Origin of the sequence: Prevotella brunnea, from assembly GCF_008016795.1 — a bacterium.
Taxonomy (GTDB): Bacteria; Bacteroidota; Bacteroidia; order Bacteroidales; family Bacteroidaceae; genus Prevotella; species Prevotella brunnea.
This window is the reverse complement of record NZ_SDIK01000001.1, coordinates 1-23,052: the sequence shown is the minus strand read 5'-3', so window position 1 is coordinate 23,052 and position 23,052 is coordinate 1. Positions and strand designations below refer to the sequence as shown.

Below are 23,052 nucleotides of genomic sequence, written 5' to 3'. Positions count from 1 at the left end.
AAGAGGTCTCGTTTTGCCCAAAAAGTACTATCGTTTTTAAAAGAAGCTAATATCATTGTATGAAAAAGGCTATAACTTATATTGAAAAAAGTAGTATCGTTCCTGTCAGTTTTTCTCTTTCATCATTTAAGATACTTCTATGGAGAGAGTGCCAACGCCATCAAGACACAAATCCGGGTAACCCTGACAGCCAATCTCCTTCTGATGGTCATACAGAAGCGTATCAAACGTTCATGGAGCTTCTCGGGATTGGCTGCAATGGTAAGAATCATGCTTATGTATTACGTAAACTGCCATACTTTTCTTGAAGAACCTGAAAAAGATTGGGCAAAAATGGTTCAGGAGGCGAAAGAAACACCTCCCGAACCAAGTCTGTTTGATTAGAGGGGGCTTACTTTTTGAAAAACAAGCCCGAAGTACCAATTAAAAGGACTTCGGGCGGAATATTTATGCTCTTTTGGTTTTAGCGGACAGCAATAATTTACTTTTCAAGGGACGACTACGTAAAGTCTCATGATTTGATGCAACTTTGCATGGGGGCTTGCAAAATCATTCAGAACCCATTGGGGTATGGCACGTTTTAGGATACCATACCCACTATCACATATTTATCAAAGAACTTAAATCTTATCAGTTAGGATTTTTTCATTCTTCCGGCTTCATATTGGTATAAACGTTCTGAACGTCATCAAAATCTTCAAGTCTTTCAACCATTTTATCGATGGTTTCTCGTTCTTCGGTCGTTACCTCTTTCAAGTCGTTGGGAATGCGAGTGAATTCTGCTGACGTGATTTCAAACCCTGAGTCTTCCAAATGCTTCTGAATTTCTCCAAAACTCGTTGGCTCACCGTAAATTGTAATTTCGCCCTCTTCATCGTCAATGTCATATTCGTCATCAACGCCATAATCTATCAAGTCAAGTATAAGCTCATCCATATCAAGCTCCTCCTTCATTTTGAAGCTGAAGACTGCTTTATGGTCAAATAAGAAGGCTAAAGACCCTTGGGTGCCGAGGGTGCCGTTGAACTTGTTGAAGACCGAACGAACATCTCCAACCGTTCTGGTAGTATTATCGGTCAGCGTATCTACAAATATGGCAATACCATGCGGTCCATATCCTTCATAGGGTACTGCTTTGTAATCGCTGGTATCCTTTCCCATTGCGTTCTTAATAGCGCGCTGTATATTATCCTTCGGCATATTTTCACGTTTGCAAGTAGCAATGATTGCGCGCAAGCGTGGGTTCATTTCAGGTTCGGGACCGCCTGCCTTTACGGCAATTTGTATTTCCTTACCTAATTTTGTAAATGTGCGGGCCATGTGACCCCATCTTTTCAACTTAGTTGCTTTACGATATTCAAATGCTCTTCCCATTGGAATGTTGTATTAACGGAGCTCTGCTCCGAGTTTATTTGTTAGATTTTTAATTAATTTCTGCATGATAGCATCAATAGCCTTATCATTTAATGTCTTAGTCTCATCTTGAAGCACAAAATTAACAGCATAGCTCTTCTTCCCTTCCGGTAAATTCTTACCTTCATAAACGTCAAAAAGCTCAACCTTTTTTAGAAGTTTCTTCTCGCTCTGACGAGCTATCTCTTCTATTTGAGCAAATTCTATATGCTTATCCAGCAAGAGTGCCAAATCGCGACTAACACTTGGATATTTGGAGATTTCGGTAAATTCTACCTTGTTTTTACGAATAGTCTTCATCAATCCTGACCAATTCAGTTCCGCGTAATAAACCGGTTGTTCAATTTCTATCTTACATAAAACTTTCTTGCATAAGACACCCATCTCTACAAGTTTCTTTCCGGAACGTGTTTCTAAAGTCAAGCCTTTAGCAAAAATATTATTGGCAGATGTTTTCACAACTAACATATTCCTTGCTACGCCCAATCTCCTAAAAATATTTTCTACATATGCTTTTAGTTCATAAAAAGAAGCATCCTCGTTAGCATGCGTCCATGAGCCTTCCACATGTTTTCCTGTAATCCATAACCCCAACTGGTAGTTCTGATTATAAGCCTTTATAGGGTTGTCCGCACTCCATTTTTCCTTATCGTAGGTATAGACATTACCAAATTCAAAGAATCGCAGATTATTTGATTTTCTGTTTACGTTTCTCCGAATGCTTTCCAAGCCTCCGAAAAGAAGTGTTTGGCGCATCACGCCCAAATCACCGGATAACGGATTCATCACCTTAACGGTATTGGACCATTGATATTCTTTCAAGTCATTGGCTTCATAATAGGACGTTGCCGTTAATGAATTATTCAATATTTCATTAAATCCGGAACCGACAAGCTGCTCACTTATCGCATTTTCTTTATGATAATTCTTATCAGCCTCTTCGGCAATCGTTAGCGAAGACTTTAACGTTGAGGGAATTTCCACATTATTATATCCGTAAATACGTAAAACATCTTCCACGACATCACATGCTCGCCATACATCCACACGGTAGGGAGGCACTTTGATATCAAGTCCTAAAGCGTCTTCGCTTTCTATTTTCATTTCCAAACTTTCAAGGATGCTCTTGATAGTTTCAGCACCAAGTTGCTTACCTATCAGTCGATCGGCATACTCATAGTCCAAACGTACCGAGAATGCATGTATTTTCGTTGGATATTCATCGCGTATCTCCATGCTTATTTTTCCTCCTGCCAATTCCTTACAAAGAATGGCTGCCTGTTTTAACGCGTAAATCACGCCATCGGGGTCGATACCTCTTTCAAAACGAAAACTAGCATCAGTAGACAAACCGTGTCGCCGTGCACTCTTGCGAATCCATGTCGGATGAAAATAAGCACTTTCAAGAACAACATTTTTAGTAGTGTCGTATGTTCCACTACCTTTACCTCCAAACACTCCCGCTATGCACATTGGTTCCTCTGCATTGCAGATGGCAAGGTCATGTGCGCCAAGGATATGCTCTTCACCATCAAGAGTGATAAATTGTTTCCCCTCATTGTTGTCCTTTACGATAATTTGATTTCCGGTAACCATATCAGCATCAAAGCAATGCATGGGCTGACCGTATGCCATCATGACATAATTAGTTATATCAACAATATTATTAATAGGACGAATACCAATAACATTCAACTTATCCTTTAACCATTGTGGACTTTCTTTTACGTTACAGTCTGTAACACTCAAGCAAGCATACCTCTTACAAGCCTCATTGTTTTCAATCTTTACATCAATTTCAAGATTATGGTTATCCACCTTAAACTCATTACAATCGGGTCTATGAAGAGATGTCTTGTAACCATTCTGTTTCAACCACGCGAACAAATCGCGCGCAACGCCATAATGACTAAGCGCATCAGCTCTATTGGCAGTAATATCTATTTCGATGAGCCAGTCGCTTTCCAAGTTATAGTACTCAGCTACCGGAGTTCCAATATTAGCTTCATCAGGTAAAACGATAATGCCGGCATGATTAGTGCCAACACCTATTTCATCTTCAGCACATATCATTCCGAAACTTTCAACCCCTCGTAACCGGCTTTTCTTTATGGTGAAACTTTTATCTCCTTCATAAAGTGTGCAACCCACATCAGCGACAATAACTTTCTGACCGGCTGCAACGTTTGGTGCTCCGCAAACTATTTGCTGTGGTTTTTCCTTACCAAGATCTACCATCGTAATGTGCAGATGATCGGAATTGGGGTGCTTCTCACACGTAAGCACTTTTCCTACGTACAGTCCTTTCAATCCGCCACGAATCGTTTCAACTTCTTCAACTCGCTCAACCTCCAAGCCGGTTGAAGTCAATGCTTCTGCCAACTCTTGCGGTGTGAGTGAAAAATCCACATATTGTTTAAGCCACCTATAAGAAATATTCATATTTAAAAATTATTTTTGTCAGAATTGCTTGATTGCATAAAACAACGTGCAAAGTTACGAAATATTCTCAGGATGCCCAAATCAATGGTCGGTTTTTATGAACTGAGGGGGGGGGTACTCTTTTATTGCACTTCGTTTTGGAACTTGCAATTGCACTTCGTTTTGGAACTTACAGTCGATTTTTCTAAAGACAGTTGCGTATGCCTGTTTTACAGCACTTCTGACAGTTTGCCTGTGTGCGAGTCGATGATAAATCCTCTCACCGTAAACCCTCGTGGCATCAGTGGATGGCATTTAATAGTGTTTACCGTGAGTTTTACATCTTCTTCTACATCATCGAACCCACTGAAAAACCTTTCAAGGTTTACGTGTTTGGCAGCCTTTTGTAGAGACTCATCGCTGATACCTTCCTGTTTCATAAGGTCTATAAAGTGTTGGGCTTTCATCCGACAGAGTCCACAATCGGAATGGTGAACCACCATAATCTCCTTACACTCCAATTCATATACAGCCACTAATAATGACCGCATAACTGAGTCGTAGAGAGAGAGCATGGTACCGCCAACCACTTTAATAAACTTTGCATCACCGTTTTTCAATCCCATGGCTTTGGGGAGTAGCTCGGTAAGACGAGTATCCATGCAACTCAACACTGCTAATTTTCTGTTTGGTTGCCCTGATGTGGCATAATTTTCATATTCTTTTTGTTCCACAAACCGAATATTGTATTTCAATATTTCTTCTATCATAGTGGTATATATCTTTTGGACTCAAAAGTATAAAAATTTTCTTTAAAATTAGATTTCAGAGTAAAATAAATCTAAAACTTTAGTTTTTAATAGATATACCTCTCTCGGATCGAATGGCATAACACTTTCAGCCTGCAAAATGAGCTATAAGTTTAATTTTGCACATCGTACCTCAAAATCAATCTCATAAAAATAATTGAATTAGTAATTCGAAATCATAGTTTTTCCAACGCGATAACCTTGACGATTCCTCCTTCTGAAACAAATGTTTGAAATAAATGGAAGAAATGAGAAATCGAAAGAATTATTCAATCGAACATGATATACATAACACTTAGCATCTGAAACCTTAGCTTTTGATACGCAAAAGCTAAGGTTCTACTCTGCTAAATGTAAGATACTGATATTCAAAAGATTGTAAATCTCAAAAATCCTGTTTATGAAACCGGATTCGAACAATGATTCAAAAAGACTTGTTAGATATCCAAATCGGGGGCTTTCTCGGCGCCTTTCGCTGATTGAAACTTTACCATTTTATCAAATCCAAACAAATGGGCGATCAGGCTGTTCGGAAAATGTCGGATGGTACGGTTATAATCCTGCACCGATTCATTATATTTCCTGCGAGCTTCATTGATACGATTTTCCGTTCCTTCCTCCTGTTTTTGTAAAGCGAGGAAATTCGCATTGGCCTTTAGTTCAGGATAGGACTCTGCCACTGCGATTAGTCGGGAGAAAGCTTGAGCAAGTTGAGACTGTGCCGTCTCAAACTTTTGTATGCTTTCCGGTGTAAGATTATTGGCATCCAAATGGATTTGAGTGGCAGCGTTGCGCGCCTTTGTAACAGCCTCGAATGTTTCTTTTTCATGTTTGGCATAGGCTTTGACGATTTTTGCCAATTGAGGCATCATGTCTGCTCTTCTTTGATAGGCAGCTTCAATGTTGCTCAAAGCCGTAGTGGCAGATTCTTCCTTATCCACCATGCCATTATAGCCAGAGAAGAGCCAAAGCCCTATAATCAAGACAACTCCAATAACAATTAATAATGTTTTATTTTTCATATTGATTTTAAATTAAGTTATTCTCTAATGGAAACACAACCTACCACCCACCACCGGCACCACCACCGCCAAAGCTACCACCACCGAAGCTACCTCCGCCGGAGAAGCCTCCTCCAAAATGTCTGTCGTTAAGATGCCCGGGGTTGCCCCATATCATCGGACCAAAGCCACCGCCTCCTCTTCCATGTGGTCCGCCCTTTCCTCCATTGTTCTTTCCATAGAAAGCCCAAATCAGCCAACCTGCAACAATGATGATAACCACAATGGCATAAGCATCAGAGCCATCGGCATCATCCGTGTCTTGAAGGAGTATCTTGCCTGTCTTGAATTTAAAATAAATAGTCTTGGCAGTAGAGAGCAACGCCCTGTCAGCATTATCTTGTCGCATATTTTTGACAATACATTCACGACCTATTAAATCACATTCAAGGTCGGTTAAGTCGGCTTCTAAGCCTTCACCCGGTGCAATGAAATATTTTTTATCATCAACAGACACGACCACGACCAAACCTCTGTTGGTTTTCTTATCTCCAACCCCTTGACGATTGCCAATATCTTGCGCGACACGAAATACATCTCCATTCAAGACGCGCGACACAATGACGTAAACAGTCTGTATTCCCGTTTCCTTTTCCAATTGGTGAATATAGAAGTCGGTGGAATCTTTCATATCCGGGGACATAATCCCCTCAGGATCGCAAACATACTTTCGAGCATCTTTCAAATGAACCATGGGAATATCATTGGCAGACCACTCCTTCGCCTGAAGAAACTGACTCGCCAAACCTAACAATAGAATCACTAAAATTTTTGCTCTCGACATATACATGAGGATGTAAAATGAAAGTCCACTGCAAAGGTACGACACAAAAGGCACTAAAAGAAGAAAATATTGAAATAATCCAATAGTGTCCTAAATTTTCTTCATTCATCCACCCAAAGCTTAGCTTTCACTTTCCAAAAGCTTATCTTTTACACTGCAAAAGGTCATGAATTGGAATGTAAAAGCTAAGCTTTTAAATCGCAATTAATATCATCCTGATTATCAATAGATTACGAAGTATCTTCCCAATACATTTTTTGTAATATAATTTCATGATGCCGGGCAGGTCGAATGTTCGCTGTCAAGCGTCTGTTTACCACCACCTGAATATGAATTGGAGGTACACGCCATATATGATTGAAAGAAAACACATCACGCCTTATGATTTATGCGATGTTTCGTGAGTTTTCGAAAAAGTGTTTAGGAGACTATTGGAAATAATCACCGAAAAAAGCAAGAAATTACTTCACAATCCCTACGCAATAACTCATACTAATGCTTGCATCTAATAATGAGTATGGTACGTGTTTGGACTGTCAATCGATACCGATTATCCAATCTCTGTCCAACAACCCAGACGATACGAGCTTTTGCGTCGCAAAGCACAAGCTGACGGCGTTTTTCAAAGACATTCATCTTGATATCAGTAAGAAAATCACTGACGAGTTTGGTACCATTCATGCCAAAAGGCACGAATCGATCTCCTTTCTTCCATGGACGCAATAGTAGCGGAAATTCTATCTTATCCCTGTCAATTGCAATTTCCAAGAGTCCATCGGGGAGTTCAAAGCCTTCTTCAAGCTCCGCCGCTTTCACTTTCAGTACAGTACCTTTGGAATAGATATAGGTTCCCATCTCCGGAATTTTCATCTCTTTCTCAAAAGGCAAAATAAGAGGGGATACGATTATTTCATGCCTGTCTATCAACAACTCATGGCTTTCCGATTGCCAATGCTTACCCGGTTGCGTGCCTAATGATTGGGAAATTTGTTCTATCTGCGAAGGGGTAAAGCCAAAAGGCGAAAAGATATAATAAAGCAAATAATCAGGTGAACAAAACTCTTCAATCGAATTAATAGCAAGATGAACAGGCTTCGATAGCAAGTTGGGATACCGCAAGGATTGCAGAAAGCAATGCAAGTCGTCTTCGTCTCCTTTAATTACTTTGCTTAAATAATTACTTATAGACTCTTCCACGATTCGATTGGCATCAATGGAAAAAGAAGACAATTTCAACAAAGCTGAAGTTACTGATGGGTTCATCTCTTCTAATAAGGGCATGAGAACATTCCTTACCTTGTTGCGTTTGAAATCAACGTTGAAATTGGTGCTGTCGGTAACAAAGTCTTGGTGATTTTTTCTTAGGAAAGTTTCGATTTCATGTCTTGTGCAGTTTAATAATGGGCGAATGATGACTCCCTGCTTTGGTCTTATTCCCACCAGTCCTTTTATCCCCGTACCGCGGATGATGTTCAGCAATATCGTTTCGACTGAATCTTCCCGATGATGGGCAACGCAAACACCGGAAGCCCCAATGTCTTGAAGTAAATTGGCAAAATATCTGTAACGCAAATCGCGCGCAGCCATCTCAACACTTACTTTATGAGTTTCGGCATATAAAGCTGTTTCAAAATGAATTACATGGAACGGAAGATTGAGTTTCTGAGCTAAAATTTTGCAAAACGCTTCGTCCCGATAACTTTCCTCTCCTCTTAACCGAAAATTACAATGAACTATTTCCAATCGGTAGCCAAGTTGATGCAAGACATATAAAAGTGCCACGCTGTCGGCTCCACCAGACAAAGCGACAAGATAAAGTTTCTCTTTATCTAATAGCTGAAAGGATGTTATATACTCACGAACTTTACTCAACATACAATACTAAGCCTTTGAGGTACTCCCCCTCAAGATGATAGATATTGATGGGATGGTCTGCCGGCTGATGAAGTTGATGTAGTATGCGAACCCTCCTACCTGCCTGTGTGGCAGCAGTAAAGACAGCTTGCCTAAACTGTTCCTTAGTGACAACTTGCGAACAACTAAATGTAAATAAAATGCCACCATGTTTGATCTTCTCAAGCCCTTTGAGATTTAAACGTATGTAGCCACGTAATCCGTTGCGCAGCGCGGAACGATGTTTCGCGAATGCCGGCGGATCAAGCACCAGTAAATCGTACTTTCCATTATTCTCGTCCAGATATTTGAAAGCATCCGCACAATAAGCCGTATGCCGCAAATCGTTGGGGAAATTTAGATTTATGTTTTCATTTGTAAGTTCTATTGCTTTTGCCGAGCTATCCACAGAATGAACCAATTTTGCCCCTCCACGCATGGCATAGACCGAAAAACCTCCTGTGTAACAGAACATATTCAATACGGTTCTATTCTTGGCATAGAACTCAAGCAACCTTCTGTTATTCCGCTGATCTATAAAAAAACCGGTCTTCTGCCCTTTCAGCCAGTCTATCTTGAATTTTAATCCGTTTTCTATGGCAATATTGTTGTCTGTTCTTCCATATAAGAATCCATCCTCTTGCTGCAAATTGGCTTTATATGGAAGTGTAGTCTCACTTTTATAATAAATGCTATCTATCTGTATACCAAAAACTTTTATGATGGCATCAGCGACCTCTTTTCGGTTAATGTGCATGCCAACGGAATGAGCTTGAACCACACAAGTTTTGCCATAAACATCCACAATAAGTCCGGGAAGATTGTCCCCCTCGCCATGTACCAAACGATAGGTTGTATTTTGCAATTCGGGAGCATTGGCGGACTTGATAACCCCAATAGCCTTACGCACTTCCAAGGCTGTCCTGATTCGTTCTTCCCAAAATCGAGCGTCAATGGTGATATCTTCAAAGGATAATACTCGTATAGCAATGGAACCTATCTGATAATGACCAATGGCGATAAACTCATCATGACTCGTAAGCACTCGCACAATTTCACCCTCTTCAATATCTTCGGCTTTTCGTGCCACCGCTCCTGAAAAAATCCACGGATGATAACGATGGAGACTCTCTTCTTTTCCTTTCTTCAGATATATCTTTTTATACATATTCTTTATTGGTTTGCGAGATTAAAATTTAACGTTTCCCCCTCGGATAGCGTTTCATAGTCTTGCGTGGATGCCAATTCCTTCAATCGCTCATATATTTTTATACATGCCCAAGCATCTGTTGCCGCATACAACTGTTGCTTTTCTGTTAAGGTTTTATTTTCCCAATTGGTCAGCTGCTCTCTTTTTGAAATGCGTTGATGGAACAAATTAGCGTAAAGTTTTTGCAAACTTAAATCTTCTATTCCAAACTCATGGACTATATCTTGGAGATCTACAAACTTCCCTTTTTTAAATTCCCCTCGTTGTCTCAACATTAAAAAATCATCATCAAGCGACAGGCCTATCTTCAGCACTTTAGTATCCTCCAGCAAACGGATGAGACAAGGGGATAAGCCTAATCGGTTTAACCGGAAAAGGAAGCAAACTTGGTGAGTACTCACTTGAAAGAGCGCGACCTTATTATGCTTACCTTTTTTAAATACAGGACGTGTCTCCGTGTCAATCCCCAAAATATTTTGTGCCATTAGATAATCCACGGCTTTCTTCGCTTCCGGCTCGGCAGATATGACTATTATCCTCCCCGGGAAGACAACCCTTGGAAGCGCAGGTATGAGTTTTTTATTGAACTTACTGTATATCTTTGTCAGCATGAATTATGTTTTCAATTGCAAAAGTAGAAAAAACTTCGGATATTTTACCTTTTTATGGCTTAAAATTGCTACTTTTGCAGTAAAATATACATAATAATGGTAAGAAAGAAAACTGAGCGCAAACCTAAGACATTTAGTGAAGCAATCGGCATCAATTATATCATCAACGATAAAACAAGTTTCGTATTCGGGCTTATCCTTCTATGCTTTGCGGCGTTTATTTGCATCGCTTTTATAAGCTATTTCTCCACAGGGAGTGCTGACCAGAGCTTGGTTACTGCCTTACGCCCGGGAGAAATTGAAAACAGTGGACAGGAATTCCAAAACTCCTGTGGTTCCATCGGTGCCATATTATCTTATTATCTCATCTCAAAATGTTTCGGAATACCGGCTTTTATCATTCCGCTTTTTATCATAATTTGCAGCGTTAAAATGATAAAAGCTTATGAAAAAACCAACTTATGGAAATGGTTTTTCGCTATGGCAATTATCATGATTTGGAGTTCGGTTACATTTGCTAAATTCTTAACGCCGGTCATGGGCGAACAGATTTTTAATCCGGGAGGAGATCATGGTGCTTTTTGTGTTCAATACTTGGAAAATATAATCGGCTCTCCCGGACTCATAGCCCTCCTTATCATCATTATGGTGGCTTTTCTTACTTATCTGACATCAGAAACCATAATTATCGTCCGCAAGCTGTTGAACCCCGTTGGCTACATACGAGATAGAGTAAAATTTACCATTGTTAATCATCCTACGGAGACAGAGCGCAAAGAAGATGACTCTAACCCGGAGAAAGCAAAAGCCAACTTCATTGATCCGCTTCCGCAAACGGTGGAGTTTTTAGATGACGACATCCCTCAAGACGATAAAAGAGAAATAACTTCTAAAAAGAAGTCGGATGTTACGGAAAAAGACACAGAAGTAGGGCTTCAGATTCAAGACACGAAAAAAGAAGAAGAAGCTGTGGGAAAGACGGTTGCCGGGCAAGCGGACTTATCAACCCCCATCAATCCTCACGAACCTTTTTTGCATTGGAAGTACCCAACGTTGAACTTGTTGAAAAACTATGACTCCGATGCTCAAATCAGCTATGTGGACAAAGAAGAGCTTGAAGCGAATAAGAATAGAATTATTAAAGTGTTGGATGATTTCGGGGTTCAAATCCGAAGTATTAGAGCCACCGTTGGCCCTTCAATTACACTCTATGAAATAACACCGGCGCAAGGAATCAGAATATCCAAGATAAAAAACCTTGAGGACGACATCGCCTTGAGTTTGGCAGCTATCGGCATCCGTATCATCGCACCGATGCCCGGAAAAGGAACAATTGGAATAGAAGTTCCTAACGCAAAACCATCTATTGTGTCCATGTACTCCATTCTTAACTCAAAGAAGTTTCAAGATTCTACCATGGAGCTGCCCATAGCGTTAGGAAAAACTATAACCAACGATGTGTTTATGGTGGATCTTGCCAAAATACCACATCTTCTTGTAGCCGGCGCCACGGGACAAGGAAAGTCAGTGGGTCTGAACGCTATCATCACTTCCCTACTCTACAAGAAACATCCCAACGAATTAAAAATAGTTCTTGTTGACCCCAAGAAAGTGGAATTCAGTATCTATGCTCCCATCGCCAAACCGTTCATGGCTGCGGTTGAAGAAAATGAGGAAGAACCTATCATCACAGATGTGCAAAAAGTGGTTAAGACACTTAAAGGTCTTTGTGTGCTCATGGACGAACGCTACGACATGCTGAAAGCTGCGGGAGCAAGAAATATCAAAGAGTATAACAAGAAATTCCTCACTCGCAGACTCAACCCGGAAGAAGGGCATCACTTCATGCCCTATATAGCTGTTATTATCGATGAGTTCGGCGATTTAATCCTAACAGCAGGAAAGGAGATTGAAATGCCCATTACTCGTATTGCTCAATTGGCACGTGCTGTAGGCATTCACATGATTATCGCAACTCAACGCCCTACTACTACAATTATCACCGGTAATATCAAAGCCAACTTCCCGGGAAGGATTGCTTTCCGCGTTGGTGCGATGATGGACTCAAGAATTATACTTGACCGACCGGGAGCGCAACAATTGGTTGGACGAGGAGATATGTTGTACTTAAATGGCGGAGAGCCCACCCGTGTTCAGTGTGCGTTTGTGGATACACCCGAGGTGGAAAATATATCCAAATTCATAGCTTCACAGCCCGGTCCAATACAACCATTGGAGATTCCGGAGCCAATTTCTGAAGATGGAATAACGGGTGGAGATGGTTTTGATTCACAAAATATGGATCCACTGTTTGAAGAAGCTGCAAGAGCTATAGTGCTCAACCAACAAGGTTCCACCAGCATGATACAACGTCGTTTTTCAATTGGTTATAACAGAGCAGGCAGACTAATGGATCAGATGGAAAAAGCCGGAATAGTTGGGTCAGCTCAAGGTTCCAAACCAAGAGAAGTACTGATAGGAGACGAGACAAGTTTGGAAACTCTGTTGTCCAGACTTCATGGTAGATAAATTTTTTAATGTACAAAATAATGAAAACAAGAAAAATACTATTTATCACATTAGGGCTATTATTGTGCACGAGTTTATTTGCACAAAATGCCAAATCCGTTTTAGATAAAACTGCTGCTATTGTTGGCAGAAAAGGAGGAGCTGCAGCAAACTTTGCCATTAACAGTCAGCACTATGGCAATATCTCCGGAACCATCGCGATTAAAGGCAATAAATTTAAGGCTGTTACACCTCAATCTACTGTGTGGTATGATGGAAAAACGCAATGGGCATACATGAAAGGCACCAACGAAGTAAATATTTCCACACCTAACGAAGCACAGCGATTGTCGATGAATCCATATGCCTTTCTTTCAATTTACAAAAATGGTTATAACCTATCTATGAAGACAGGCGCAAACTATCAGATACATTTAAAAGCCATTCACCCTGCCCGTAGTGTACAAGAACTTTATATTACGATTACCAAACGGTATCAACCGCAACAGATTAAGATGTTGCAAGGTGGTAAATGGATAACCATAAAAATCAGTAATTTCAAAGCCATCAACCAATCAGATAATCTTTTCAGATATAATGCTAAAGAGACAAAAGGCGCGGAAGTTATAGACTTGAGATAAAGGTTATTCTTGAACAGACAGTGAATAAACTTCTTTAGAGAAAAAAACTAAATTCCCTCTTCCTCAGAAGCCTCAAGTTCTGTTTTGGAATTATGTTGATAATCATCGGTATCGAGTTGCCCGGCATTTGTTATATGCACGGTACCAAGATTATTAATTGCGACATCTATGGGAATAAACTCATCGCTGTTTGGGTCAGGATCTCCGATACTGACTCCAAATTTAATATAGTTACCCTCCACTTTGTCAAACATAAATCCGGCGAGAATCCAATGCTTTGCGTATTTACTGCTCGTGTAGGTTTTAAAATCACTCTTTGAAAAGGTGCGACTAAAGAAAGTGCTTCCATTTTTTCTAATGATTTTCAAATCAATCTTGTTATCATAAAATTTTCTTCCGTCTTCATTTGAAATCATTGGCAGACTCTTATCCGCATATCTATGAATTATTATCGTAAAAGTGTTTCCCATCCATTCTATGTCTTTCTTATATTCAAAATTGGATAATTGCTGGGGTTTATAAGAAACTTGGGGTTTGGGCGCAATCTTGGTTATGATTACATCTGTTTGTTTTTCTTTCTTGCACGAGAAAAACATCAAGGCTAAAATCCCTAAAAAGAGAGTGGGCAAAATATTTCGTTTCATAATTATAAATAATTCAATGCAAATGTAACACTTTTCTTCCACAAGCTTGCAATTCTTCTTTAATAATCACAATAAATTTATTTTGCAGAAAGCGATAAAGTAGAATCAAACAAGGTTATAGACCTCACTTGGAGATTTTCGTTTCAGTACTTCCAATCCAAAATCCTTACCCGGGCGCAGTCCGCTATCATTTAATATTGTTTCTATAGTCTTACGCGCAAGTTCCGGATGATTATTTTCATCGCTTAAATGACAAAGCCAGACATTTCGAAGATTGGTAGTGGCATTTTCAACAATGGCAAAAGCGCAATCACGATTACTCAAATGGCCATTTTCGCTGCTGATTCGCTCTTTAAGATATTGAGGATAGGGTCCGGCTAACAGTTTCTCGGTTTCATGATTTGCTTCAATGACAAGATAATTCGCACGAGCAATGTAGTTTTTTATTTCCTCCGTAACATGCCCACAATCCGTTACAATAGTAAAAGCAACTTGTTCATGTTTTACATAGTAGCCAACACAATCTTTGCTGTCATGAGGTACGTTGAAGGGAGTTACTTCAAATTCGCCAATCTTCTTAGGTTTCCCCTTTTCAATAAGTTTTATCATGGATGGCTCCAATGCTTGACGTTTAATTCCTTGATGAACAAGCGAAGTAGAAAAAACCGGAACCATCAATTTTCGACTCAGCGAGCCCACAGATTTAACATGGTCGGTATGATCATGCGTAAGAATAATATGCCGCACCATGGATAATTGCAGCCCATAACTATTGAAATGCTTTTTCATGGTTCTGACACCTACGCCACAATCTATCATTAAACAATCGGTCTCGGTATATAAAAGATAGCAATTCCCACTACTACCACTTCCTATTGATAAAAACTTAAGCATTGAAAAATTTTTACGCAAAAGTACTAAAACATTTCAATATGACAAAATTTTCGCTTGGCTTATTCCTCCGATTTGCGTGCTACATGGCAATAGTGTCTTAAATAATTTTCAATCTACCCATACAAAGTTTACCTTTCACTTTCTGAAAGCTTACCTTTTGCAATGCAATAGGTCATGTTTTGAAGTGCAAAAGCTTAGCTTTTAAATCACGATTTATATCATCCTGGTTATTAGCCTGTTACAAAAATCACTTTTAATGCTGTTTTTGTCATGTAATTTTTCTATATTTTGATACAATGGTTCGTTAAAATAGAGATAAGGGTTGCGCAGTTTTCCGCTGCCGGCCAAAGAGCTCTTTGATAATATATCCCTATGTATGATATTTTAACTTTGGTTTTGGGGTTGTTTGATAACAAGAAACGTGCACGTAAGGGTGGAAAACGGCGCGTTGCCCCCACTTTCTCCACCTTTCTTCCCTCTGCCGTTGAGGGACTGAGTTGTTCCACTGCCGAGAACTACAGAACGGCATTGCGCTCGTTCCGTCGTTTCAACAAGGGAAAAGACCGGTGTATGTCGTCCGTCAGTGTCGCCACGGTGCTGGAATACGAACGCTGGCTTCACGACAATGGCGTGAGTTTCAACACGTCCTCTTGCTATCTCCGTTCGCTCCGAGCCATCTACAACAAGGCGGCGGAACGAAGATTGGTAGGAAACGTCAATCCGTTCAAAAAAGCTTTTACGGGGAACGTAGCCACCGTCAAACGCGGCATGGACATCACGAACGTGCGTCTGTTGCAATCACTGTGTCTTCCGGCGGGTTCGCGCCTGCAGCTGACGCGCGACTTGTTCTTGTTCTCGTTCTATGCCATGGGGATGCCATTCACGGATATGGCTTACCTGAGGAAGTGCAACATCTGCGACTCACTGCTCGTCTATTCCCGGCGGAAGACGGGAAAACGCGTTACGGTTCGGATAGAGCCTTGTATGCTCCATATTATGAAGCGATATGCAGTTGCCGGCACGGATTACCTGTTTCCTATATTATATAAGGTGAAAAACGGAAAAATCTTTCCCATTGATTACAACACAGCCTTAAACAGCTACAACCGAGACTTGAAACATCTCTCCAAGGTGGCAGGCATCAAAACAAGCCTTACCTCTTATGTTGCCCGCCACTCATGGGCAAGCTACGCCTACGCTCAAAACGTATCGCTATCGGTCATTTCCAAAGCACTCGGACACAGCAATCCTCGCACCACACTCGTGTACGTAAACGAACTCACCGATGACAGAGTTGCAAGAGAAAATAAGAAACTTTTGAAAGGGATTTTTCGCACGCCTCTTGGCAAGAGGTGTAATTATCATTGAATTTGGTGCAAAACTAAGCATTTTTTGTAACATATACAAATGTTTTTTATAGAAAATTACAATTATGTTCATTTTTAACAAATCAGCAAGCTCCGAAGAGCTGTTTACTGCACTTTGGTACAACTGTCTGCTATGGCGTATTTTGTGCTGATTTCCCATTCTTTTTCTATCGGAAAACTTTGTCGAAAACCTCACTTTGCACACCTCTTGCCAAGAGGTAATCAAATTTAAGCTTATAAAATGCTGCCTTGAGAGCTTACTTCTGGGCATAAAACATAACACAGATAAATATGTATGTCATGAAAAGACTTTTATCTCTATTCCTATTCCTGACTGTGATGGGCTTCGCCTATGGTCAGGCTCCGGGAGCGCGTGGCGGAACAGATTCCGTGCGCGTTTACTTCCGTCAGGGTGATGCTCGCCTCGACCCGCTTTTCCGGGAGAACGCGGTACGCATCCGCGCCTTCACGGAACGGTTCTTAACCTTGGTTCAAGACACCACGCGCCACATTCTCGGCTTGCGCATTACGGCAGGAGCCTCCCCCGAAGGTGGCGACATGCTGAACATGCGGCTGTCGGAACGCAGGGCGGAAGCCATCCGCCGATTGGTACGCAACTATATGCTCCGCGATGTGGCATGGTCGTACACCGTACCCAAGGGTGCCGACTGGGAGGGGTTGGAACGCCTCGTCCGTGCTGATGTTTACATGCCCTATCGCGATGCGGTGCTTTTCGAGTTGCAATTCACTCCCGAGTGGGTAACCCGAAAGAGACGAATTGTCGATGGTCGCAAGAAGCACCTCATGGACATGGAAGGCGGACGCGTTTGGCGTTATCTCGAGAACCGCTACTTCCCCGACCTGCGTGCCTCTACGCTGCAAATCTGGTACGAGAAAGACGAGCAAAAAGTTGTAGAGAAACGCACCGAGGTGGTCAAGAAGGACACGGTCTATATCATGCCGCAAGGCAAACCGGAGATAAAAATAGAGGTAAAGGAAAAGGAGCAGATAAAAGAGGTGCCGACGGTCGTTCCGGAAGTGGAAGAAGTGAAGAGCACCGCCAAGCCGTTCTACATGGGGTTGAAGGCAAACCTGCTCTACTATGCCGTGGCAGTGCCCAACATCGGCGTTGAGTTCTATCTCGGTCGTGGTTGGTCGGTTGCCGGCAACTGGATGTACGCTTGGTGGAAGAGTGACAAAAGCCATCGCTACCACCGCATCTATGGGGGCGACCTTGAGGTGCGTCGCTGGTTGAGCTATGGCAAGAAGCCACTCACCGGTCATCACATCGGTCTCTATGGGCAACTCCTCACCTACGACTTTGAGTGGGGCGGTAAGGGTTATATGGGTGGCAAGCCCGGAGGCTCACTTTGGGAAAAGCCCCACTACGGCGGTGGCATCGCCTATGGCTACTCCGCCCCCATCGGCTATCGCCTGAATCTCGACATGACACTCGGCGTAGGTTATCTCGGCGGTACGTACTACGAATACATCCCAAAAGACAATTTCTACATTTGGCAGGCAACGAAAAACCGCCATTGGTTCGGTCCGACGAAAGCGGAGATAACCTTGGTATGGTTGCTCGGACACGACAATACAAACAGTAAGAAAGGAGGCAAACAATGAAAAGCAAATCCACCCGAATTTTCGTCAATTCTCTTGGCTCGCTGGCTTCCGGCATTGCCGTGACAGCCCAGTTCACTTTTATCTTCGTGTTCCTCACCGGACTGTTGTCCTCCTGCAATCATAAAGACCTCTACGAGCCGGATGCCGGTTTTGCCAAGGTGAACGTAGTCTTCGACTGGAGCAAGGCTCCCGGTGCCACTGCAAAAGGCATGGCACTCTATCTCTTCCCGGAGAATGGTGGCGAGATGATTCGCTACGACTTCGGCACCGCAACCGGAGGCACGGCTGACATTCCCTATGGCAACTACCGTGCACTCTTCGTGAACAACGATGTTTCCGATGTGCTGCTGCGCGGCGCAGAGGGTTACGAGACTTTAGAGGCTTACACGCGCCCTTCTTTCCTCTTGGAACCGCTGGGCTTTAACGTGAACCCCAAGGAGGCAAATCCCAACAACGAAGCGGTGGCATTGGCTGCCAACCGCGTGTGGATGGGGCGAGACATACACGTACAGGTGTTTCCTCCAACCACCGGCAATAATGGCGTGGCAGCTCCGCAAACCCTTGTGTTCTATCCCGAAGAGGTAACCACCACCTACACCGTTGAAATTCGGAACGTCACGAATGTGAAGTATGTCTCCGCACAGAGTCTGTCGCTCTCCGGTCTGTCAGGCAACTACTTCCCCGCCACCGCCAAGCGTTCCGCGTTGCGCACCACCATCCCCTTCGAGGCACAGGCTTATGAGAAGTCGCAAACCATCATGGGACAGACCTATGGCTTCGGTTCCTCCTTGTCATCGAACAAGATACACACACTTGTGCTCTACGTCATCCTCACCGATGGCAGCAAGCACTTCTATTCTTTCGATGTGAGCAAGCAGGTGAACGAGGCTCCCGACCCGAGGAATGTGCATATCCTCATCAGCGGACTGAACCTTCCTCAACCCATTGACAACGGGGGTGCTTTCAACCCCACCGTGGGCGATTGGATTGGAGAAGAAGTGGATATCGACCTCTAAACGAGAAAAAGGCGTTATGCCACTTCAATGCGAATCAGAATGTCGAGGGACTTAAAAGCCGTCGGAAGAACAAAGAATAACAAACAAAGAAAGAACAAAGAACGAATTACGAATTACGAATTACAGAAAATAAGAAGCATGTGATGTGGCTGTATTATTAATTCATCATCAATTCAATCAGAGTTAATCTATTTATTTATCAATTTAAAACATTTCAAGACATGAAAAAGAATCTATTATTTTTCGCCGCAGCAGCAGGAATGCTGGCTTTGGCTTCGTGTTCGCAGGATGCCACGGAAGGGGTAGATAATGGCAGTGCCATTAAATTCCGTCCGTCCATCAACGGCATAACTCGTGCCGTGCCAACAACAGTAGCCAATCTCAGCTCTTTCAATGTGACCGGCTTTGTTGAAGGAGCATCAACCAACTACTTCACCAACTGGCAGGTAAACAAGAACGGAAGCGTATGGGAGACCGTAGGCAACCAATATTGGCCCGCTACCGGTGCACTGAAATTCTTTGCTTACGCACCAACAAGCGGCGTTGGTACCGTCAGCATAACACCGGCCGCACAGACCATCAACGGTTTTACGGTGGAAACTCAGGCTGCGAACCAAAAAGACCTTGTAGTGGCTTACAACGCCGGTACGAAAGCTGCCAACGAGAAGACGGGTATCGCCTTGAACTTCAAGCATGCCCTCACGCAAATTGAAATTCACGCAAAGAACGCCAAACCTGACGAATTTAAGATTGAGGTGTTGGGCGTGAAGTTGGGCTACTTCAACTCTCAGGCAGACTTCATCTTCCCCGTTTCTGTTTTACCGGGTACGCTTCCCAGTCAGAGCTGGAAAAACCCAACAATGGCAAAGAGCTGTTACTCCGACCTCGACGCCGCTGTAACGCTGACGAATACGGCAAAGAACATCACAAAGAGCAACTTCATGGTGATACCGCAGAAATTGACTCCTTGGAACAAGACCGCAAGCAAGGACGGAGCTTACCTCAGTGTCCTCGTACGCATCTATAAGAAGGATGGCAGCGACTTGGTACAGCTTTATCCAAAGACGGCAGGCAAGTATGCTTACATCGCCATCCCCCTCGACTTGCAGTTGCTGCCGGGTAAGAAGTACACTCTCGTGGTGAACTTCAAAGACGGTGCCGGCAACATCGACCCGGATCCAACCAACCCGGACAACCCCGATCCCGTAGATCCGACACCGGGTCCCGGTGGTGATGATGTCTTGGGTGGTGCCATCAAGTTTACCGTAACGGTTGATGATTGGGTGAACGAAACTCCTATCAATAAGGATCTCTAAACTTTCTCAAGAAGTTACATCACGAATTTCTATAGGGTGTCGGGGGTTGGACTGCCCCGAAAGCGGACAGGGAGGGCGCAACCCCTCTGTCCCCCGACACCCACACAATTGCACAAACTGAGAACATAACAATAAAAAACAGAAGCAACATGAGAAGAAAGATTTTTATCTCAATTGATAAAGCCTTAAACGCCGTCTTGATGAGCTTGCTGACGGCAGGTATGGTAGGTGTCGCAGTTTCTTGTTCCGATGATTTGGGAGAGGGAAACGGCAACGGCACATCCATCGACTTTTCAGTCAGTGTGCCTGACAATGGTTATAACTCCAAGACTCGCTCGAGCTTCGGACAGACGGGCAAGCTCATGGGGCTGACAGTTTCAAACGTCAAAGGTGCAACCTCTGACGAGGGAAAGCCACTCTACCTGCACACCATCATCACGGATGGGTTCGGCACGGATGATGGGCAGAATGTCACCGAGCTGTCCGACGATAGCACAACGGTTCCCGGCACGCGCGCCACTCCCGTGACCAGTGCCACAATGTATTCGAACGCTACTGCTTTCGCCTCCGCCTACCCCAAAGATAAGAGTTGGGATGGGACGGACAATCCCGGTTATTTCTTCGATTTGCAGATTTCGAAGTCGAACGGATGGAACACCAATCAGCCCTGGCCGGGAGCACAATGGAAGATGGCCTTCTTCGCCTACGCACCCCATCACTGCCCCGGCGTGAGCCTGACCACAAACACCAATTCGCCGGGCGCGCCAACATTCCGCTACACCGTACCCAATGATGCGAAGCAGCAGACCGACCTGCTTACGGCTTCCGTTACCAATCTTGCCGGAAATAGCAAAATGGCGGCACCGCTTCGGTTTCGCCATGCGCTCACCGCGGTGCGCTTTGAAACAGGCGATGCCATGAGACCCGGCACAGTGAAGAGCATTACTTTCAAGGGCGTGTACGGCACTGCCGTTCACCGGATAGGAGAAGCAACATGGAGCGGTTACACTAACGTAAGGAACTTCAGTCAGACGCTGAACGTGTCCCCCTCCGTGCCTAACGTGGCAGGACAGCCTATTACGCCGAAAGAGGGCACGTTTATGATGATACCACAAAAATTGCCTGTGGGAGCGAGCATAGAGGTTAAATACGTTGATAAACTCTCGGGAGCGGAACGAACACTCACGGCAAGTATTGCCAATACCACATGGGGTATGGGAAAAACCGTAACCTATCGCATATCAACGAGCAGTATCGCCGTCGCGCCCACGCTGATAGTTACACCCCCAGCCAACTATACTTATCAGGGAGGCACAAAGCCCTACAAGGTAACGAGCTATGCCACAGTAGCAGGTGGCGGAGTTACAAAGACTGTCCCCGTGGCATGGACGACAGAGTATTCTACCAATGGGGGAACAACATGGAGCAAAACAAAACCGTCATGGCTCACTGCGTTCACCGGAGGAGGACAGGGAGGCACAACCGAAACTTCGTATAACGCTACCGTAGCACGACAAACTCTTATACCCGATCCGAAGGACACGCACACTGTGGCATTGCGCAACGCAACTGCTAAAACCAACTGGAACCTTTCCAATGCTTCAGGTGCTAATGCGGTTCAGAATACGGCGAATTGTTATATTATCAACGCATCGGGTACCTACCGATTGCCCTTGGTTTATGGTAATGCCGTGAAGAACGGAACTGCGAACACTTCAGCTTACACCAGTTCTAAAACCGGTACGATCGTACTGAAGACGTTTATCAATCATTTGGGAAAAGACATTACCAACCCTTACATTTACAACAATGCCAGCTGCACTCCGGCAAATGCCACACTGGTATGGCAAGATGCGAAGAATCTCGTGAGCAACGTGAAACTCTCCGCCGACAAGCACTTCATTACATTCAGCGTGGAGCGAGCTTCCATCCGGCAGGGCAACGCAGTGGTGGCTGTGCGCGATGCGGCGAACAACGTGATGTGGAGTTGGCAGATTTGGGTAACGGATTATAAATTGGGAACGGGACTGAAGACTCTTACCAATTATCAGGGCAATAAGCGTGTCATAATGTCGCAACCTATCGGTTGGTGCAGCGGAACAAAGGATTCCTATGCGGCGCGCAAAGTCATGATTCGCTTCCGCCAATCGCCTCCTTCCGGCTACAATTACACGAAGGAGCAGACCATAACTTTAAATCAGTTGGGAAACACCATCACTTACATCGGCAACAACACCCTCTACCAATGGGGACGTAAAGACCCTTTCCCGGGAGCTTTAGGTGTGGGTGATACCAAATACTGGTATGATGCCACAGGTAAAAAACATTCCGAAAATCTTCCAACAGAGGAATTCTCGCTTGGAAACGCGTGTATCACTTCCTGCATCAAAAAGCCCGGAGTGTATTGTACAAATGAATCTATGGATAAGCAATACGTGAATCTTTGGAACGTAAATAGAGATTTTAGTGGTGTTAAAAATTCATCAGTAGAGCTGAAAATGTGGGTTGATATTCCGGTTGTTAAAACGATATACGATCCCAGTCCCATAGGCTTTAGCCTGCCGCGACATCTAACTTTTACCGGATTCTCCACGACCGGTAAAGAGACATATAACCCATCCGAGTTTCACACCACGGTACTGTCCTATAAAAGTGTGTAAGCTCCTTTTTTCTTATCTTTGTATTTGTAAACCATAAAAAAGAAAAAAATGAAACTTACACATTCGCAAATTTAGGAAATTCTTTCGAATTACACAAGCAGCAGCGAGGGTTTTGTTACCCTTCAGTCATTAATCATGAACTCACTGATGTATCATGAACGAGAGTTGTTCGACAGCG

The 23,052-nt window shown here is 43.3% G+C and carries 18 protein-coding genes and 1 pseudogene; 9 read left to right on the top strand and 10 right to left on the bottom strand.

All coding sequences use genetic code 11. The features are described 5' to 3' along the window. The first annotated feature begins 81 nt into the window (after positions 1–81). A complete protein-coding gene (locus tag ETF27_RS00095; RefSeq protein ID WP_240048082.1) occupies positions 82–384 on the top strand; it encodes a hypothetical protein in 303 nt (100 codons plus the stop codon). Between the two features lie 261 nt (positions 385–645). Here ETF27_RS00095 and ETF27_RS00090 read toward each other — a convergent pair whose 3' ends face one another. The 8 genes from ETF27_RS00090 to ETF27_RS00055 form a co-directional block, all read right to left on the bottom strand. Continuing rightward, positions 646–1,374 carry a YebC/PmpR family DNA-binding transcriptional regulator gene (locus ETF27_RS00090; protein WP_130828868.1) on the bottom strand — a complete coding sequence of 243 codons (729 nt, stop codon included), beginning with the start codon at positions 1,372–1,374 and terminating at the stop codon, positions 646–648. A 12-nt stretch (positions 1,375–1,386) separates the two neighbouring features. Continuing rightward, positions 1,387–3,855 carry a phenylalanine--tRNA ligase subunit beta gene (pheT, locus tag ETF27_RS00085; RefSeq protein WP_130828866.1) on the bottom strand — a complete coding sequence of 823 codons (2,469 nt, stop codon included), beginning with the start codon at positions 3,853–3,855 and terminating at the stop codon, positions 1,387–1,389. A gap of 209 nt (positions 3,856–4,064) precedes the next feature. Then, a complete protein-coding gene (locus ETF27_RS00080; protein WP_130828864.1) occupies positions 4,065–4,604 on the bottom strand; it encodes a beta-class carbonic anhydrase in 540 nt (179 codons plus the stop codon). A 476-nt stretch (positions 4,605–5,080) separates the two neighbouring features. Beyond that, on the bottom strand, positions 5,081–5,665 hold the full coding sequence (locus ETF27_RS00075) for a LemA family protein (RefSeq protein WP_130828862.1): 585 nt from the start codon (positions 5,663–5,665) through the stop codon (positions 5,081–5,083). Between the two features lie 40 nt (positions 5,666–5,705). After that, positions 5,706–6,488 carry a TPM domain-containing protein gene (locus ETF27_RS00070; RefSeq protein WP_147785289.1) on the bottom strand — a complete coding sequence of 261 codons (783 nt, stop codon included), beginning with the start codon at positions 6,486–6,488 and terminating at the stop codon, positions 5,706–5,708. Between the two features lie 492 nt (positions 6,489–6,980). Then, positions 6,981–8,363, bottom strand: coding sequence for a tRNA lysidine(34) synthetase TilS (gene tilS, locus ETF27_RS00065; RefSeq protein WP_130828858.1), 1,383 nt, complete (start codon positions 8,361–8,363; stop codon positions 6,981–6,983). After that, positions 8,353–9,549: a class I SAM-dependent rRNA methyltransferase gene (locus tag ETF27_RS00060; RefSeq protein ID WP_130828856.1), complete on the bottom strand. Its 1,197-nt coding sequence runs from the start codon at positions 9,547–9,549 to the stop codon at positions 8,353–8,355. The genes tilS and ETF27_RS00060 overlap by 11 nt, the downstream gene beginning before the upstream one ends. A gap of 5 nt (positions 9,550–9,554) precedes the next feature. Then, positions 9,555–10,202 carry a 3'-5' exonuclease gene (locus tag ETF27_RS00055; protein ID WP_130828854.1) on the bottom strand — a complete coding sequence of 216 codons (648 nt, stop codon included), beginning with the start codon at positions 10,200–10,202 and terminating at the stop codon, positions 9,555–9,557. Positions 10,203–10,298: 96 nt separating this feature from the next. Here ETF27_RS00055 and ETF27_RS00050 point away from each other — a divergent pair, with 96 nt between their 5' ends. Both ETF27_RS00050 and ETF27_RS00045 read left to right on the top strand, forming a co-directional pair. Beyond that, positions 10,299–12,731, top strand: a complete 2,433-nt coding sequence (locus ETF27_RS00050) for an FtsK/SpoIIIE family DNA translocase (protein WP_147785288.1) — start codon at positions 10,299–10,301, stop codon at positions 12,729–12,731. 20 nt (positions 12,732–12,751) lie between these two features. Next, complete coding sequence (locus ETF27_RS00045; RefSeq protein ID WP_147785287.1) at positions 12,752–13,351, top strand: LolA-like putative outer membrane lipoprotein chaperone; 600 nt, start codon at positions 12,752–12,754, stop codon at positions 13,349–13,351. Positions 13,352–13,398: 47 nt separating this feature from the next. Here the strand turns inward: ETF27_RS00045 and ETF27_RS00040 are convergent, their stop codons facing one another. Together ETF27_RS00040 and ETF27_RS00035 are read right to left on the bottom strand one after the other, a co-directional pair. Beyond that, positions 13,399–14,037, bottom strand: coding sequence for a DUF4738 domain-containing protein (locus ETF27_RS00040; RefSeq protein WP_317131316.1), 639 nt, complete (start codon positions 14,035–14,037; stop codon positions 13,399–13,401). A gap of 63 nt (positions 14,038–14,100) precedes the next feature. Then, positions 14,101–14,889 (bottom strand): MBL fold metallo-hydrolase, encoded by a 789-nt coding sequence (locus ETF27_RS00035; RefSeq protein ID WP_147785286.1) that lies wholly within the window; start codon positions 14,887–14,889, stop codon positions 14,101–14,103. Positions 14,890–15,261: 372 nt separating this feature from the next. On the opposite strand from ETF27_RS00035, the gene ETF27_RS00030 reads away from it, so the two are divergent. The 6 genes and pseudogenes from ETF27_RS00030 to ETF27_RS11785 all read left to right on the top strand — a co-directional run. Beyond that, positions 15,262–16,257 (top strand): tyrosine-type recombinase/integrase, encoded by a 996-nt coding sequence (locus ETF27_RS00030; RefSeq protein ID WP_147785285.1) that lies wholly within the window; start codon positions 15,262–15,264, stop codon positions 16,255–16,257. A 299-nt stretch (positions 16,258–16,556) separates the two neighbouring features. Then, on the top strand, positions 16,557–17,882 hold the full coding sequence (locus tag ETF27_RS00025; protein ID WP_240048081.1) for a DUF3575 domain-containing protein: 1,326 nt from the start codon (positions 16,557–16,559) through the stop codon (positions 17,880–17,882). After that, a complete protein-coding gene (locus ETF27_RS00020) occupies positions 17,879–18,898 on the top strand; it encodes a DUF5119 domain-containing protein (protein WP_147785284.1) in 1,020 nt (339 codons plus the stop codon). The genes ETF27_RS00025 and ETF27_RS00020 overlap by 4 nt, the downstream gene beginning before the upstream one ends. Before the next feature lie 221 nt (positions 18,899–19,119). Further along, entirely contained in the window at positions 19,120–20,214 is a 1,095-nt protein-coding gene (locus ETF27_RS00015; protein WP_147785283.1) for a fimbrillin family protein, read from the top strand. A 149-nt stretch (positions 20,215–20,363) separates the two neighbouring features. Then, positions 20,364–22,874, top strand: a complete 2,511-nt coding sequence (locus tag ETF27_RS00010) for a fimbrillin family protein (protein WP_147785282.1) — start codon at positions 20,364–20,366, stop codon at positions 22,872–22,874. Between the two features lie 78 nt (positions 22,875–22,952). Then, positions 22,953–23,052 (top strand): annotated as a pseudogene (locus ETF27_RS11785) (transposase); the annotation flags it as partial.